General features: G+C 64.9%; 12 protein-coding genes. 9 read left to right on the top strand and 3 right to left on the bottom strand.

The genetic code is table 11. From position 1 onward, the window contains the following. Positions 1-49: 49 nt before the first annotated feature. The 3 genes from BI327_RS29485 to BI327_RS29475 all read right to left on the bottom strand — a co-directional run bounded on the left by BI327_RS29485 (position 50) and on the right by BI327_RS29475 (position 4,394). Entirely contained in the window at positions 50-841 is a 792-nt protein-coding gene (locus BI327_RS29485; protein WP_021078796.1) for a Bax inhibitor-1/YccA family protein, read from the bottom strand. Positions 842-1,075: 234 nt separating this feature from the next. Next, a complete protein-coding gene (locus BI327_RS29480) occupies positions 1,076-3,661 on the bottom strand; it encodes an ABC transporter permease (protein WP_076864753.1) in 2,586 nt (861 codons plus the stop codon). 13 nt (positions 3,662-3,674) lie between these two features. After that, on the bottom strand, positions 3,675-4,394 hold the full coding sequence (locus BI327_RS29475) for an ABC transporter ATP-binding protein (RefSeq protein ID WP_076864752.1): 720 nt from the start codon (positions 4,392-4,394) through the stop codon (positions 3,675-3,677). Positions 4,395-4,449: 55 nt separating this feature from the next. Between BI327_RS29475 and BI327_RS29470 the strand changes: the two genes are divergently transcribed. The 9 genes from BI327_RS29470 to odhB all read left to right on the top strand — a co-directional run bounded on the left by BI327_RS29470 (position 4,450) and on the right by odhB (position 15,721). Beyond that, positions 4,450-5,109 carry an arylesterase gene (locus tag BI327_RS29470; RefSeq protein WP_076864862.1) on the top strand — a complete coding sequence of 220 codons (660 nt, stop codon included), beginning with the start codon at positions 4,450-4,452 and terminating at the stop codon, positions 5,107-5,109. A gap of 168 nt (positions 5,110-5,277) precedes the next feature. Next, positions 5,278-5,814: an RNA 2',3'-cyclic phosphodiesterase gene (thpR, locus tag BI327_RS29465; protein ID WP_076864751.1), complete on the top strand. Its 537-nt coding sequence runs from the start codon at positions 5,278-5,280 to the stop codon at positions 5,812-5,814. A gap of 148 nt (positions 5,815-5,962) precedes the next feature. Continuing rightward, positions 5,963-7,153: a cell division protein ZapE gene (gene zapE, locus BI327_RS29460; RefSeq protein ID WP_076864750.1), complete on the top strand. Its 1,191-nt coding sequence runs from the start codon at positions 5,963-5,965 to the stop codon at positions 7,151-7,153. A gap of 209 nt (positions 7,154-7,362) precedes the next feature. Next, on the top strand, positions 7,363-8,331 hold the full coding sequence (gene mdh / locus BI327_RS29455; protein WP_021078790.1) for a malate dehydrogenase: 969 nt from the start codon (positions 7,363-7,365) through the stop codon (positions 8,329-8,331). A 160-nt stretch (positions 8,332-8,491) separates the two neighbouring features. Then, on the top strand, positions 8,492-9,688 hold the full coding sequence (gene sucC, locus BI327_RS29450; protein WP_076864749.1) for an ADP-forming succinate--CoA ligase subunit beta: 1,197 nt from the start codon (positions 8,492-8,494) through the stop codon (positions 9,686-9,688). 2 nt (positions 9,689-9,690) lie between these two features. Next, the gene (locus tag BI327_RS29445; RefSeq protein WP_076864748.1) at positions 9,691-10,167 is read left to right on the top strand and encodes a DUF1579 family protein; all 477 of its coding nucleotides are present in this window, start codon (positions 9,691-9,693) and stop codon (positions 10,165-10,167) included. A 36-nt stretch (positions 10,168-10,203) separates the two neighbouring features. Then, positions 10,204-11,085, top strand: coding sequence for a succinate--CoA ligase subunit alpha (gene sucD, locus BI327_RS29440; RefSeq protein ID WP_074125622.1), 882 nt, complete (start codon positions 10,204-10,206; stop codon positions 11,083-11,085). Between the two features lie 255 nt (positions 11,086-11,340). After that, the gene (locus BI327_RS29435; RefSeq protein ID WP_076864747.1) at positions 11,341-14,301 is read left to right on the top strand and encodes a 2-oxoglutarate dehydrogenase E1 component; all 2,961 of its coding nucleotides are present in this window, start codon (positions 11,341-11,343) and stop codon (positions 14,299-14,301) included. A gap of 169 nt (positions 14,302-14,470) precedes the next feature. Beyond that, positions 14,471-15,721: a 2-oxoglutarate dehydrogenase complex dihydrolipoyllysine-residue succinyltransferase gene (gene odhB / locus BI327_RS29430; protein WP_076864861.1), complete on the top strand. Its 1,251-nt coding sequence runs from the start codon at positions 14,471-14,473 to the stop codon at positions 15,719-15,721. Positions 15,722-15,771: the final 50 nt, after the last annotated feature.

Here is a 15,771-nt window from a genome sequence, read left to right as displayed (position 1 = left end):
GCCCCGGCCGTTGGGCCGGGGCTTGGATCGGTTGCCTTGCTCGAGGCGCCTAGTCGCGCTGGCCGAGCAGCTGCAGCAGCAGCGTGAACAGGTTGATGAAGTTCAGGTAGAGCGACAGCGCACCCGTGATTGCCGCGCGCTCTGCCATCACGCCACCCTGCGAGGCGTAGCCGTAGATGTAGTCGTTCTTCAGCCGCTGGGTGTCCCAGGCGGTGAGGCCCGCGAACACCAGCACGCCGACCACCGAGACGATGAACTGCAGCGCCGAGCTCGCCAGGAACAGGTTGACCAGGCTCGCGATGATGATGCCGATCAGGCCCATGAACAGGAACGAGCCCATGCCGCTCATGTCACGCTTGGTGGTGTAGCCATAGAGGCTCAGCGCACCGAACGTCGCCGCGGTGATGAAGAACACGCGCACGATCGAGGTGTGCGTGTACACCAGGAAGATCGACGACAGCGACAGGCCCATCAGCGCCGAGAACACCCAGAACAGGAGCTGGGCGGTCGCCGGCTGCAGGCGGTTGATGCCGGCCGAGATGACGAACACCATCGCCAGCGGGGCGAGAATGAACAGCCACTTCAGCGGGCTCACGAACATCGCGTAGCCGAACTGCGTCAGATAGGCGTTGCCGAACTTGGCGACCGCGGCCGACTGGTCGGTGGTCACCGCGCCCATGTAGACGCCGAGCGCGGCAAGGCCGGTGATGGCCAGGCCGATGCTCATGTAGTTGTAGATGCGCAGCATGTAGGCGCGCAGACCGGCGTCGACGGCCGCAGCGTCAATGCGCCCGGCGGCCCGGCCGAAAGGAGAAGCGTAATTGCGGTCTAGGTCCGACATGGTCGAATTCCCGTGGTTGGTCCCGGTGGAGCGCAAGGGATTTGCGGCGCCGGTCGTAAATCTATCTCAGATGGCTCGGTTTGCGGAACATTAATTCCGTGTCATTCAAACCGACTATCCGACCCGATTGGTATGTGGGAAATTAACACATCCGACGCAAGCTTCCACGCGCGGCCGAATGTCGCTCTGGCCTAGGATGATAGGCAAAAACGGCGCTTTCGCCGCTACAAATTGTCACAAATTCCGCAGCACCGAGGCCGGCTTCTGGTTCAGCGCGAGCAGCGTCCCGGCCAGTCCAAGTCCAACGGTGACGACCAGCGCGGCGACCACGACCAGGGCCGCGCTGCCGGCCTGCCAGATGAAGCTCAGCGTCATCAGCCGCGTCACGATCAGCCAGGCGGCGATCGAGCCGGCGATCACCCCGAAGATTGCGGTTGCAAAACCGATCATCAGATACTCCAGCGCGTAGGCGCCGAGCAGTCGAACCCGCGTGGCGCCGAGCGTCTTGAGGATCACGGCGTCGTAGACGCGGTGGCGGTGCCCGGCGGCGAGCGCGCCGCCCAGCACCAGGATCGCCGAGATCAGCGTCACGGCGCTGGCACCGCGGATCGCCAGCACCAGGTTGCTGACCACGGTGCCGACCGTCTCGAGCGCCTCGCGGACCCGCACGCTGGTCACCATCGGGAACGCGTCGGCGACCTGCTTGATGATGCGCGCGTCGTCGTTGGAGCTTGCCTGGGTTGCGCCGGCATGTGGTTCCGTCAGGGTCGCGACATGGCTGTGCGGCGCGCCCTTGAAGGCGTTCGGGGAGAACACCAGCACGAAGTTGATGCCGAGGCCCTGCCAGTCGATGTTGCGCAGGTTGGCGATCTTGGCCGGCACGTCGCGGCCGAGCACGTTGACCACGATCTCGTCGCCGATCTTCAGGGACAGGCCATCGGCGATCTTCTTCTCCATCGAGACCAGCGGCGGCCCGCTGTAGTCTGGCCCCCACCATTCGCCCTCGACGATCTTCGAGCCCTTGGGAACTTCGCCGGTATAGGTCAGGCCGCGGTCGCTCTGCAGCACCCATTCCGAATCGACCGACGGCTTGAGCTGGTCGGCCTTGACGCCGCGCGCGGCGACGATGCGTCCGCGCAGCATCGGCACGTCCTCGACGGTCGAGCCGGGCGCGACCTGGGCCAGGAAGCCGGCAAAGCGGTCGGCTTCGGTGGAGGGGATGTCGATGAAGAAGAACGACGGCGCCCGCTCGGGCAACGCGGCCAGGAATTGCCGGCGCAGATTGCCGTCGATCTGGGTGATGGTGACGAGCACCGCGAGCCCGAGACCGAGCGACAGCACGACCGACGGCGTCAGCGCGCCGGGCCGGTGGATGTTGGCGATCGCGAGCCGCAGCATGGTCATGCGGCTGCGCGGCAGCCGCCGCGCCACCGCCATCAGGATTTCGGCGATCCCGCGCAGCAGCAGGAACACCGCGATCGACGAGGCGACGAACACGCTGGCGACCCGCTTGTCATAGGCAAGCCCGATCGCGACGCCGATCAGGAGTACGATCACCACGGCCATCAGCGCGAGATAGCTCCAGCGCGGCCGATGCCACTCGCTGGCGACGGTCTCGCGGAACAGCGCAGCGACCGGCACGTCATGGACCCGGCCGAGCGGCCACAGCCCGAACGCCAGCGCGGTGAGCTGGCCGTAAATGAAGGAGAGCGCGAGCTCGTCGGGGTGCAGGGCAGGCACCACCGGCAGCGGCAGCAGCTTGCCGAACAGGCCGACGATGACGAAGGGCAGCGCGGCACCGAGCACGAGACCGATCAACGAGCCGATCCCGGCCAGCACCACCACTTGGGTGCAGTAGATCGTGAAGACATCGCGGCCGGTGGCGCCGAGCGCCTTGAACGAGGCGATGACGTCGCGGCGGCGGTCGATATGGCTCTTCACCGCGTTGGCGACACCGACGCCGCCGACCAGCAGCGCGGCAAGACCAACCAGCGTCAGGAACTGGGTGAAACGGTTGATGGTGCGCTCGAGCTGCGGCGAGGCGTTGCTGCGGCTGCGCACCTCCCAGCCGGCCTCCGGCGCAGCAGCCCGCGCGCCGTCGATCAGCGCGGTGGTGGCGCGATCGTCGTTGCCGCCGTCAGGCAGCTTCACCCGGTAGATCCAGCGCACCAGGCTGCCGGGCTGCAACAGGTCGGTGGCGCGCAAACTCGCTTCGCTGACCAGGAAGCGCGGGCCGAGGCCAACGCCGCCGGCGAGCTTGTCGGGCTCGGCCACTACGACGCTGCGGATCTGGTAGGTGGCGCTGCCGATGGTGACGCGGTCGCCGAGCTTCAGGTCGAGCCGCGCCAGCAGGGTCGAGTCGGTGGCCGCGCCAAAAACGCCGTCGCGCTCGGCGAGCAGGTCTGAAATCGGCATGTTCGGCTCGAGCGTCAGCTCGCCGAGCATCGGATATTTGCCGTCGACCGCCTTGAGCTCGACCAGCGCCAGCTTGCCGTCAGTGCTGCGTGCCATCGCGCGGAGCGTGGCCGCAATCGAAACCTCGCCGCGGGTGCGCAGATAGGCAACCTCGTTGGGCTTGGCCTCGCGCGAGATCAACGAGAACGCGACGTCGCCGCCGAGCAGGGTGCGGCCCTCGCGCGACAGACCGTCGCCGAGGCTCGCGGCGACCGAGCCGACGCCTGATATCGCCATCACGCCGAGCGCGATGCAGGCGATGAAGACGTAGAAGCCGCGCAGGCCGCCGCGCAATTCGCGCAGCGCGTAACGGAAGGCAAGCGACGACGCGCGGCTCTGCACCGCGACTTCGGACGCAAAGCTCATGTGGTGGCAAAGCTCATGTCGTTGATTGTCCGTCGATGCGGCCGGAGCGCAGCCGTACCACGCGGTCGCAGCGCTGCGCGAGCGCGAGATCATGCGTCACCAGCACCAGCGTCATGCCGCGCTCGGCGTGCTTGGTGAACAGCAGATCGACGATCTGCTTTCCGGTCGTCTCGTCGAGATTTCCGGTCGGCTCGTCGGCAACGAGGATTGCGGGATCGGGCGCCAGCGCGCGTGCGATCGCGACGCGCTGCTGCTCGCCGCCGGAGAGCTGCGTCGGATAATGATGCAGGCGTTCGCCGAGCCCGACCGATTGCAGTTCCTGCGCGGCGCGCGCGGCGGCGTCGGGATTGCCGGCGAGCTCGAGCGGCACGGCGACGTTCTCCAGCGCCGTCATGGTCGGGATCAGATGAAACGATTGGAAGACGATGCCGACCTGGCGGCCGCGAAAGCGCGCCAGCGCATCTTCATCGAGGGCATTGAACGAGGTGCCGTTGACGACCACTTCTCCACTGTCAGGACGTTCAAGCCCCGCCATCACCATCAGCAAGGTCGACTTGCCCGAGCCCGACGGGCCGATCAGGCCGATGGCCTCACCCGCTGCCACACGAAGGCTGATATCTTTGAGGATATGTACCCGTGCCGCGCCGGTGCCGAGCGAGAGATTGACGTTCTTGACGGCAATGGTGTCCGGCTCGACGTCGGTCAGTGAAGAGGATTCGATGAGACTGTCCATGGTTCGGTCATATGGCACTTCCGCGGCTGCGGTCGAGGCCCGGTTGCGAATCTTCGTGCACATACTCGTGTTGCTTATGGGCTTGATGACGGCGGCCAGCGCGCAGATGTCAGAGCAGGGGAAAGGTCAGGCGAAAGCTTCCGCAAAACCGATCAAGATGGTGGTGCTGGGCGATTCCCTGAGCGCCGGCTACGGCCTTCCGGCCGATGCGGCATTTCCGGTCCGGCTGCAAAAAGCCTTGGAAGCCAAGGGGATAAAGGTCGAGATGACCAATGCCGGGGTGTCCGGCGACACCGCCTCGGGCGGCCGCGAGCGGCTCGACTGGTCGGTGGCCGATGGAACCGATGCTGTCATCGTCGAGCTCGGCGCCAACGATGCCCTGCGCGGCATCGATCCCGCGGTGACGCGTGCCGCGCTCTCCGACATCATCACAAAGTTGCAGGCGCGCAAGATCGCCGTGCTCTTGTGCGGCATGCTCGCGCCACCGAATTATGGAAGTGAGTATGCAGCGAAGTTCAACGCGATCTATCCGGATCTCTCGAAGTCGCTTGGCGTGCCGCTCTATCCGTTCTTCCTCGATGGCGTTGCTGCCAATCCGAAGATCAATCAGGCCGACGGCATGCATCCGACCGCAGAAGGTGTGGACATCGTTGTGAAGAATATCCTGCCCACAGTGGAGGCATTTCTCGGCGCATTGTCAGGGCAACGCAGTTGAAACGCAGGCAGCGCGCCGTGCCGTGTCCCGTAGGTTTACGAGCTGTTAACGCCTCATGCTTCGCAGAGTCACATATCTCGGGTACAAATAGGCGTCGGTGATTCGTCGCCGGGCTTGTTACAGGGTGCGGGCTCCCAAAACCCGCGCCAAGCATCGAGGATTATAGCGATGCCGCGTCTGTTCACTGGTCTGGAAATTCCGGCCGATATCGGCCAATCCCTCTCCAATTTGCGTGGCGGCCTTCCCGGCGCACGCTGGATCGATCCCGAAAATTATCACGTCACCCTGCGCTTCATCGGCGATATCGACGGCCTCTGGGCCAACGAGATCGCGACGATGTTGTTTCGGGTGAACCGCAAACCGTTCGAGGTCAAACTGCAGGGCCTGTCGAGCTTCGGCGGACGCAAGCCGCGCGCGGTGGTTGCCGCCGTCGAGCCGAGCCGGCCGCTGATCGAACTGCAGGCCGAGCTCGAGCGGATGATGCAGCGGATGGGGCTCGATCCCGAGGGCAGGAAATTCACGCCACATGTCACGCTCGCGCGTTTGCATGACGCGTCGAGCCAGGACGTCGCGGATTATCTGTCCGTGCGCGGCTACTTCCCGAGCCGCACCTTCCTGGCGGACCGCTTCGTGCTGTTCTCGTCGCGTGCATCGACAGGCGGCGGTCCCTACGTGGTCGAGGACGCCTACGAGCTCTGCGCGTAAGACGTCGCGGATCGCAGTTTGAGGCGCCGGCGAGGCGCGTGCGGTCGGCCGTGGTATGCAAGGCTTCGCGCTTGCATACCTGCTGCATCGGCATTGGCACAATTCACGGCTTGCAATTTGCCGCGCAGTAGGGCCGTAAGGTGGGCTCATGCTGTCCACCTCGCCCGCCAGTTCGTTCCTCGAACACTACAAGTCCCTGGTCGCCTCCGGTGCGATCGAGGCTGATCCCGCGCAGGCCGCCGCGGCCGAGGCATTCGGCGCGCTTGAGGAGCGGCTCGCGAGCTACAAGCCGCAGCGCAAGCAAGGCCTGTTCGGACGGCTGTTCGGCGGCGACAAGGACGACAAGCCGCCGCGCGGGCTCTACGTCCATGGCGAGGTCGGCCGCGGCAAGACCATGCTGATGGATTTGTTCTTCCAGCAGAGCGAGGTCGAGCACAAGCGCCGCGCGCATTTCCACGAATTCATGGCCGAGGCGCATGAGCGCATCTACGGCTACCGCCAGCAGATCGCGCGCGGCGAGATCGCGGACGGTGACGTCATTGCGCTCACCGCGCAGGCGATCTTCGACGAAGCCTGGCTGCTCTGCTTCGACGAATTCCACGTCACCGACATCGCCGACGCGATGATCCTCGGGCGGTTGTTCGCAAAGCTGTTCGATCTCGGCACCGTGGTGGTCGCGACCTCGAACGTCGCGCCTGAGGATCTCTACAAGGGCGGCCTCAATCGCGCGCTGTTCCTGCCGTTCATTGCGCAGATATCGGATCACATGGACGTGCTGCGGCTCGATGCGCGCACCGACTTCCGGCTGGAGAAGCTCGTCGGCGTGAAAATGTGGCTGGTGCCCGCGGACGACGCGGCCGATGCCGCGCTCAACGCGGCCTGGCGCAAGATGACCGGCAATGCACCGTGCAAGGCGCGCCTCATTCCGATCAAGGGGCGCATCCTGAACGTGCCGTGCTCGGCGCACGGCGTCGCGCGCTTCAGCTTCATGGACATCTGTGAGAAGCCGCTTGCCGCGTCCGATTACCTGAGGCTCGCGCACGACTACCACACGATCCTGATCGACCACATTCCGGTGATGGATTACGCCGAGCGCAACGCCGCCAAGCGCTTCATCTCGCTGATCGACACGCTCTATGACAATGCCGTGAAGTTGATGGCCTCGGCCGAGGCCGATCCGGTGTCGCTGTACCTTGCGGAGGACGGCGTCGAGGCGATGGAGTTCAAGCGCACGTCCTCGCGCCTGATCGAGATGAGCTCTGAATCCTATTTGGCGCTGCCGCACGGCCGGAAGGACTCTTCTGCAAGCGGCGCCTCGACCGGCCTGGTCGAGACCTGAATTCCAGCCTTGAATTTGGTCTTGCCCACGATCCGGATCGGAGCAACTTTCGTGTCACCGGGACGGACGTTGCTGGCATGCCTGAGCGAATTCGAGGCAGGGCCCGCATTCGGGCAGGCCCTGACTTGAATGGATCATTCGAAAGGGATAACCACCCTTGCAACCGACTTCCCTCTCCCTCCTGCACCAGTTCAAAGGACTGATTTCCCATGGCACGCGACAAGATTGCACTGATTGGCTCCGGACAGATCGGCGGAACGCTGGCGCACCTCGTTGGCCTCAAGGAACTCGGAGACGTTGTGCTGTTCGACATCGCCGAGGGCGTGCCGCAGGGCAAAGCGCTCGACATCGCGCAGTCGTCGCCGGTCGATGGTTTCGACTCCAACCTGGTCGGCGCCAATTCCTATGAAGCGCTCGACGGCGCCAAGGTCTGCATCGTCACCGCCGGTGTGCCGCGCAAGCCCGGCATGAGCCGCGACGATCTCCTCTCCATCAACCTGAAGGTCATGGAGCAGGTCGGCGCCGGCATCAAGAAGTACGCGCCCGACGCCTTCGTCATCTGCATCACCAACCCGCTCGACGCGATGGTGTGGGCGCTGCAGAAGGCCTCGGGCCTGCCGCACAAGAAGGTGGTCGGCATGGCCGGCGTGCTCGACTCCGCGCGCTTCCGCTATTTCCTGGCCGACGAATTCAACGTCTCGGTTGAAGACGTCACCGCCTTCGTGCTCGGCGGCCACGGCGACACCATGGTGCCGCTGACCCGCTACTCCACCGTTGCCGGCATTCCGCTGCCCGACCTCGTCAAGATGGGCTGGACCTCGCAGGCCCGCATCGACGAGATCGTCGACCGCACCCGCAACGGCGGCGCCGAGATCGTCAACCTGCTCAAGACCGGCTCGGCGTTCTACGCGCCGGCGGCGTCCGCGATCGCGATGGCCGAGAGCTACCTGAAGGACAAGAAGCGCGTGCTGCCCTGCGCGGCCTATCTCAACGGCGAGTACGGCGTGAAGGACATGTATGTGGGCGTGCCCACCGTGATCGGCTCCAAGGGTGTCGAGCGCGTGGTCGAGATCGAGCTCGCCGGCAAGGACCGTGAAGCGTTCGACAAGTCGGTCGGCGCGGTGCAGGGCCTGGTCGATGCCTGCAAGAAGATCGCGCCCGACCTGCTCGGCAAGTAATCTCAATCGGCAATGACCCGATAGGCGATCTCAATCGCCTGTCGGGTACAAGATGATGAAATTCTGGCGGATTTTGTAGTTGCGCGAGCCTTGGTATATGGTATGCCAGCGTCAGGGCTGACGTTAAGTTCGCCGCACGAGGGTTTGGGAGCGTCTTTCCATGAATATCCATGAATACCAGGCCAAGGCTCTGCTGCACGAATTCGGCGTGCCGATCTCGCGCGGCGTTCCGGTGCTGAAGCCGGAAGAAGCCGATGCTGCGGCCAAGCAGCTGCCCGGCCCGATCTGGGTGGTGAAGAGCCAGATCCATGCCGGCGGCCGCGGCAAGGGCAAGTTCAAGGAAGCCTCCGCCGGCGACAAGGGCGGTGTCCGTATCGCCAAGTCGGTCGCCGAGGTCGGCGAGTTCGCCAAGCAGATGCTCGGCGCGACGCTGGTCACGGTGCAGACCGGCCCGCACGGCAAGCAGGTCAACCGCCTCTACATCGAGGAAGGCTCCGACATCGACAAGGAGTTCTACCTCTCGATCCTGGTCAATCGCGAGACCTCGGAAATCTCCTTCGTGGTGTCGACCGAAGGCGGCGTGAATATCGAGGAAGTCGCCCATTCGACCCCCGAAAAGATCGTCTCATTCTCGGTCGATCCCGCCACCGGCATCATGCCGCATCACGGCCGCACGGTGGCCCAGGCGCTGAAGCTGACCGGCGATCTCGCCAAGCAGGCCGAGAAACTGACCAGCCAGCTCTACGCAGCGTTCGCCGCCAAGGACATGGCGATGCTCGAGATCAACCCGCTCGTCGTCACCAAGCAGGGTCAGCTCCGCGTGCTCGACGCCAAGGTGTCGTTCGACAGCAACGCGCTCTACCGTCACCCCGACGTGGTCGCGCTGCGCGACGAGACCGAGGAAGACGCCAAGGAGATCGAGGCGTCGAAATACGATCTCAACTACGTCGCGCTCGACGGCACGATCGGCTGCATGGTCAACGGCGCCGGCCTTGCCATGGCGACGATGGACATCATCAAGCTCTACGGCATGGAGCCGGCGAACTTCCTCGATGTCGGCGGCGGCGCCAGTGTCGAGAAGGTCGCGGCCGCGTTCAAGATCATCACCGCCGATCCGAACGTGAAGGGCATCCTGGTCAACATCTTCGGCGGCATCATGAAGTGCGACGTGATCGCCGAGGGCGTGGTTGCCGCGGTGAAGCAGGTCGGCCTCAAGGTGCCGCTGGTGGTGCGCCTCGAAGGCACCAATGTCGAGCAGGGCAAGAAGATCATCCGCGAGAGCGGCCTCAACGTTCTGCCCGCCGACAACCTCGATGACGCCGCACAGAAGATCGTGAAAGCCGTCAAGGGAGGCTAACGATGGCCGATCATCTCGACGCTCCGACACCACTGGAAGAACACCGCAAGCTCGCGGTTTTCGCCGGCGAGTGGAACGGCGAAGAGATGGTCTATCCGTCGCGCTGGACCGCCGGCGGTCCAGCCACCTCGCATGTCGTTGCGCGCATCGCGCTCAACGGCTTCTATTTGATCCAGGACAGCGTGCAGAGCCGCGACGGCAAGGAAAGCTTCGCCACCCACGGCGTCTTCACCTACGACCGCGACGATCGGGCCTACAAATTGTTCTGGCACGATTCACTCGGCTACTACCCGCCGTCGCCGGCCTCCGGCGGCTGGGCGGGCAAGTCGCTGATCCTGGTGCGCGGCTCGCTGCGCGGCAATGCCCGTCACGTCTACGAGGTCGTCGACGACAACACCTACAACATGAAAATCCAGTTCTCGCCTGACGCGGAAGGGTGGGCCGACGTGCTCACCGGCGTGTACCGGCGTATCCACTAAACCCTTCACCGCTGTCTCGCGAAAGCATCTCGAACCATGTCCATTCTGATCGACAAGAACACCAAGGTCATCTGCCAGGGCTTCACCGGCAAGAACGGCACGTTCCATTCGGAAGCGGCGATCGCTTACGGCACCAAGATGGTTGGCGGCGTGGCGCCGGGCAAAGGCGGCTCGACCCATCTCAACCTGCCGGTGTTCGACACCGTCGCCGAAGCGCGCGAAAAGACCGGCGCCGACGCCAGCGTGGTCTATGTGCCGCCGCCGGGCGCGGCGGATGCGATCTGCGAAGCGATCGATGCGGAGATCCCGCTGATCGTCTGCATCACCGAGGGCATCCCGGTGCTCGACATGGTGCGCGTGAAGCGCTCGCTGTCCGGCTCGAAGTCGCGGCTGATCGGGCCGAACTGCCCCGGCGTGATGACCGCCGGCGAGTGCAAGATCGGCATCATGCCGGCCAACATCTTCAAGCCCGGCTCGGTCGGCATCGTCTCCCGCTCCGGCACCCTGACCTATGAGGCGGTGTTCCAGACCACCCAGGAGGGCCTCGGCCAGACCACCGCGGTCGGCATCGGCGGCGACCCGGTCAAGGGCACCGAGTTCATCGACATGCTGGAGATGTTCTTGGCCGACGAGAAGACCAAGTCGATCGTCATGATCGGCGAAATCGGCGGCTCGGCCGAGGAAGACGCCGCCCAGTTCCTCAAGGACGAGGCCAAGCGCGGCCGCAAGAAGCCGATGGTCGGCTTCATCGCCGGTGTCACCGCACCTCCCGGCCGCCGCATGGGCCATGCTGGCGCGATCATCTCCGGCGGCAAGGGCGACGCCGGTTCCAAGACCGCGGCGATGGAAGCCGCCGGCATCAAGGTGTCGCCGTCGCCGGCACGGCTCGGGCACACGCTCGCCGAGATGCTGAAGTAACGATCGGCGAAGTTCCCTTTGGGATTATGGCGGCGTTTCCGGGCGAGTTCCGCCCCGGAAACGCCGCCTTTTCGTTGAGGTTACCGCCCAACGGGCGGATCAATAAGTATTGAAAATATATTCATTTCTTGGTTCTTTTAGGCAGGAATATCCGACCCAGATAGGGTAAAGGATATCCATCCAGCCGGCGCTCTTCCCAGACCGGCACTTGCGCCGTCTCCTACGCGCGAACCGAAAAATCACCAGGACTGCCCCATGTCTCGCCAAGACGCGAACGCCGCTTTTGCACTCTCCTCATTCCTGCAGGGCACCAACGCCGCCTATATCGACGACCTTTATGCCCGCTACGAGCAGGACCCATCCTCCGTCGACGCCGAATGGCAGGATTTCTTCAAGAGCCTGAAGGACGCCCCGGCCGACGTGCAGAAGAACGCCGAAGGCGCCTCGTGGGGCCGCGCCAACTGGCCGGTGACGCCGCGTGACGAGCTGACCTCGGCGCTCGACGGCAACTGGGCCCAGGTCGAGAAGGCGGTCGGCACCAAGCTCGCGGCCAAGGCGCAGGCCAAGGGCGCCGAGCTCTCCGACGCCGACGTGCATCAGGCCACCCGCGATTCGGTTCGCGCGCTGATGCTGATCCGCGCCTACCGCATGCGCGGCCATTTCCACGCCAAGCTCGATCCGCTCGGCATCGAGGCGCCGCGCGACCGCGAGGAGCTCGATCCGCGCTCCTACGGCTTCGCCGAGGCCGATTTCGACCGCAAGATCTTCCTCGACCACGTGCTCGGCCTCGAATACGGCACGCTGCGCGAGATCGTGCAGATCTGCGAGCGCACCTACTGCCAGACGCTCGGCGTCGAGTTCATGCACATCTCCAACGCCGCGCAGAAGGCGTGGATCCAGGAGCGTATCGAGGGCCCGGACAAGGAGATCAGCTTCACGCCCGAGGGACGCCGCGCGATCCTCAACAAGCTGATCGAAGCCGACGGCTTCGAGAAGTTCTGCGACACCAAGTTCACCGGCACCAAGCGCTTCGGCCTCGACGGCGGCGAATCCCTGATCCCGGCGCTCGAGCAGATCATCAAGCGCGGCGGCAATCTCGGCGTGAAGGAAATCGTCTTCGGCATGCCGCATCGCGGCCGCCTCAACGTGCTGACCCAGGTGATGGGCAAGCCGCACCGCGCGCTGTTCCATGAATTCAAGGGCGGTTCGGCCAACCCGGACTCGGTCGAAGGCTCCGGCGACGTCAAGTATCACCTCGGCGCCTCCTCGGACCGCGAGTTCGACGGCAACAACATCCATCTGTCGCTGACCGCAAACCCGTCGCATCTCGAGATCGTCGATCCCGTCGTGATGGGCAAGGTGCGCGCCAAGCAGGACCAGCACGGCGATCCGCCTGACATGCGCATCTCCGTGCTGCCGCTCCTGATGCATGGCGACGCGGCATTCGCGGGCCAGGGCGTGGTGGCGGAATGCTTCAGCCTGTCCGACCTCAAGGGCTATCGCACCGGCGGCTCGCTGCACTTCATCGTCAATAACCAGATCGGCTTCACCACCTATCCGCGCTACTCGCGCTCATCGCCCTATCCGTCCGACGTCGCGAAGATGATCGACGCGCCGATCTTCCACGTGAATGGCGACGATCCGGAGGCCGTGGTGTTCGCGGCCAAGGTCGCGATCGAGTTCCGGCAGAAATTCCACAAGCCGGTCGTCATCGACATGTTCTGCTACCGCCGCCACGGCCACAACGAGGGCGATGAGCCGGCGTTCACCCAGCCGGTGATGTACAAGAAGATCGCCGCGCATCCGACCACGCTGGAGATCTACGCCAAGCGGCTGGTCGCCGACGGCGTGTTGACCGACGGCGAGGTCGAGAAGGCCAAGGCCGACTGGCGCGCGCGGCTCGATGCCGAGCTCGAAGCCGGCTCGGGCTACAAGCCGAACAAGGCCGACTGGCTCGACGGCAAATGGGCCGGATTCAAGTCCGCCGACCAGGAAGAAGACGCCCGCCGCGGCGTCACCGGCGTCGATGTCGCCGTGCTCAAGGACATCGGCCGCAAGATCACCAAGGTGCCGGACGGCTTCCGCGTCCACCGTACCATCCAGCGCTTCCTAGACAATCGCGCCAAGGCGATCGACAGCGGCATCGGGATCGACTGGGCGACCGGCGAGGCACTGGCGTTCTGCACCCTGCTGCAGGAAGGCCATCATGTGCGCCTGTCCGGCCAGGATTCGGAGCGCGGCACCTTCTCGCAGCGTCACTCGGTGCTGATCGACCAGGAGGACGAGAGCCGCTACACGCCGTTCAACCATCTCGGCGGCGAAGACACCGGCCATTACGAGGTCATCAACTCGCTGCTGTCGGAAGAAGCCGTGCTCGGCTTCGAATACGGCTACTCGCTGGCCGAGCCGAACGCGCTGGCGCTCTGGGAAGCCCAGTTCGGCGACTTCGCCAACGGCGCCCAGGTGGTGTTCGACCAGTTCATCTCGTCGGGCGAACGCAAATGGCTGCGCATGTCGGGCCTCGTCTGCCTGCTGCCGCACGGCTATGAAGGGCAGGGACCGGAGCACTCCTCCGCGCGCCTCGAGCGTTATCTGCAGATGTGCGCCGAGGACAACATGCAGGTGGTCAACCCGACCACGCCGGCGAACTACTTCCACGTGCTGCGGCGCCAGCTGCATCGCGAGATCCGCAAGCCGCTGATCCTGATGACGCCGAAGTCGCTGCTGCGCCACAAGCGCGCTGTGTCGCGGCTCGACGAACTCGGCAAGAACGCCACCTTCCACCGCATCCTGTACGATGACGCGCAGATGCTGCAGGACGAGAAGATCAAGCTGGTGCCGGACGACAAGATCCGTCGCGTCGTGCTGTGCTCCGGCAAGGTCTATTACGACCTGTACGAGGAGCGCGAGAAGCGCGGCATCGACGACATCTATCTGATGCGCATCGAGCAGCTCTATCCGGTGCCGCTGAAGGCGCTGGTGCAGGAGTTCGGCCGCTTCAAGAACGCGGAGATGGTCTGGTGCCAGGAAGAGCCCCGCAATATGGGCTCCTGGCACTTCATCGAGCCCTATCTGGAATGGGTGCTGAACCAGGTCAACGCAGCCAACAAGCGTCCGCGCTATGCCGGCCGTCCGGCATCGGCAGCGACCGCCACCGGTCTGATGTCCAAACATCTCGCGCAGCTCAAGGCGCTGCTCGACGACGCACTGAACTAACGATCTTCACCAACACCATGCCCCGCCTTGTGCGGGGCATCCGGTATCCCGCGTCATCCAGCACAAGTGCTGTCGTCACGGAGTACCGGATCGTCCGCTTTGGCGGGCGGTGGCAGCCAAGTTCTACGACCGCAAATTTTGCGACCGCAAGGTTATCGAGGAAAAGACCATGACTGAAATTCGCGTTCCAACGCTCGGCGAGTCCGTGACCGAGGCGACGATTGGCCGCTGGTTCAAGAAGGCCGGTGAGGCCGTCGCGGTGGACGAGCCGTTGGTGGAGCTGGAGACCGACAAGGTCACCATCGAGGTGCCCGCGCCGGTCGCCGGCACGCTCGGCGAGATCATCGCCAAGGATGGCGAGACGGTCGCCGTCGGTGCGCTGCTCGGCCAGATCAATGACGGCGCTGCTCCGGCAGCCAAGCCCGCTGCTGCTCCGGCTAAGGCCGCCGCGCCGGCTGCTGCGGCTCCGGCGGCTGCTGCCGCATCCGCTCCTGCCGCGGCAAAAGTCCCGCCGGCGGATGCGCCGCTGGCGCCCTCGGTGCGCAAGCTGTCGGCTGAGAGCGGCGTCGATGCCTCGACCGTTCCGGGCTCGGGCAAGGACGGTCGGGTGACCAAGGGCGACATGCTGGCCGCGATCGAGAAGGCCGCCTCGGCGCCGACCCCGGTCAACCAGCCGGCCGCCGCGGTGCAGGTCCGTGCGCCGTCGCCGGCGGACGACGCCGCCCGCGAGGAGCGCGTCAAGATGACCCGGCTGCGCCAGACCATCGCGCGCCGCCTCAAGGACGTGCAGAACACCGCCGCGATGCTGACCACCTTCAACGAGGTCGACATGACCGAGGTGATGAAGCTGCGTGCGCTCTACAAGGACACGTTCGAGAAGAAGCACGGCTCGAAGCTCGGCTTCATGGGCTTCTTCACCAAGGCGGTCGTGCAGGGGCTGAAGGACATTCCGGCCGTCAACGCCGAGATCGACGGCTCCGACCTGATCTACAAGAACTACTATCACATCGGCGTTGCGGTCGGCACCGACCGCGGCCTGGTGGTGCCTGTGGTGCGCGACTGCGACCACAAGTCGATCGCCGAGATCGAGAAGTCGATCGCCGACTACGGCCGCCGCGCCCGCGACGGCCAGCTCAAGATCGACGAGATGCAGGGCGGCACCTTCACCATCACCAATGGCGGCATCTACGGCTCGCTGATGTCGACGCCGATCCTGAACGCGCCGCAGTCCGGCATTCTCGGCATGCACAAGATCCAGGAGCGGCCGATGGTGGTCGGCGGCAAGATCGAGGTGCGCCCGATGATGTATCTGGCGCTGTCCTATGATCACCGCGTCATCGACGGCAAGGAAGCGGTCACCTTCCTGGTGCGCGTCAAGGAGAGCCTGGAGGATCCGGCCCGCCTGGTGCTGGACCTCTAAGGTCATGTCGCGCGCGGCGCCCGGCCGGCTCGGGCGTCGCTTTTCGTTGG

Origin of the sequence: Bradyrhizobium mercantei (assembly GCF_001982635.1) — a bacterium.
GTDB classification, from domain to species: Bacteria; Pseudomonadota; Alphaproteobacteria; order Rhizobiales; family Xanthobacteraceae; genus Bradyrhizobium; species Bradyrhizobium mercantei.
The sequence above is the reverse complement of the archived record's forward strand: the minus strand, read 5'-3'. Positions and strand labels throughout refer to the sequence as shown.

Coding starts and splice junctions, on each gene's coding strand:
- BI327_RS29485 (WP_021078796.1), bottom strand. CDS start 841: ATGTCGGACCTAGACCGCAATTACGCTTCTCCTTTCGGCCGGGCCGCC.
- BI327_RS29480 (WP_076864753.1), bottom strand. CDS start 3,661: ATGAGCTTTGCGTCCGAAGTCGCGGTGCAGAGCCGCGCGTCGTCGCTT.
- BI327_RS29475 (WP_076864752.1), bottom strand. CDS start 4,394: ATGGACAGTCTCATCGAATCCTCTTCACTGACCGACGTCGAGCCGGAC.
- thpR (WP_076864751.1), top strand. CDS start 5,278: ATGCCGCGTCTGTTCACTGGTCTGGAAATTCCGGCCGATATCGGCCAA.
- zapE (WP_076864750.1), top strand. CDS start 5,963: ATGCTGTCCACCTCGCCCGCCAGTTCGTTCCTCGAACACTACAAGTCC.
- mdh (WP_021078790.1), top strand. CDS start 7,363: ATGGCACGCGACAAGATTGCACTGATTGGCTCCGGACAGATCGGCGGA.
- sucC (WP_076864749.1), top strand. CDS start 8,492: ATGAATATCCATGAATACCAGGCCAAGGCTCTGCTGCACGAATTCGGC.
- BI327_RS29445 (WP_076864748.1), top strand. CDS start 9,691: ATGGCCGATCATCTCGACGCTCCGACACCACTGGAAGAACACCGCAAG.
- sucD (WP_074125622.1), top strand. CDS start 10,204: ATGTCCATTCTGATCGACAAGAACACCAAGGTCATCTGCCAGGGCTTC.
- BI327_RS29435 (WP_076864747.1), top strand. CDS start 11,341: ATGTCTCGCCAAGACGCGAACGCCGCTTTTGCACTCTCCTCATTCCTG.
- odhB (WP_076864861.1), top strand. CDS start 14,471: ATGACTGAAATTCGCGTTCCAACGCTCGGCGAGTCCGTGACCGAGGCG.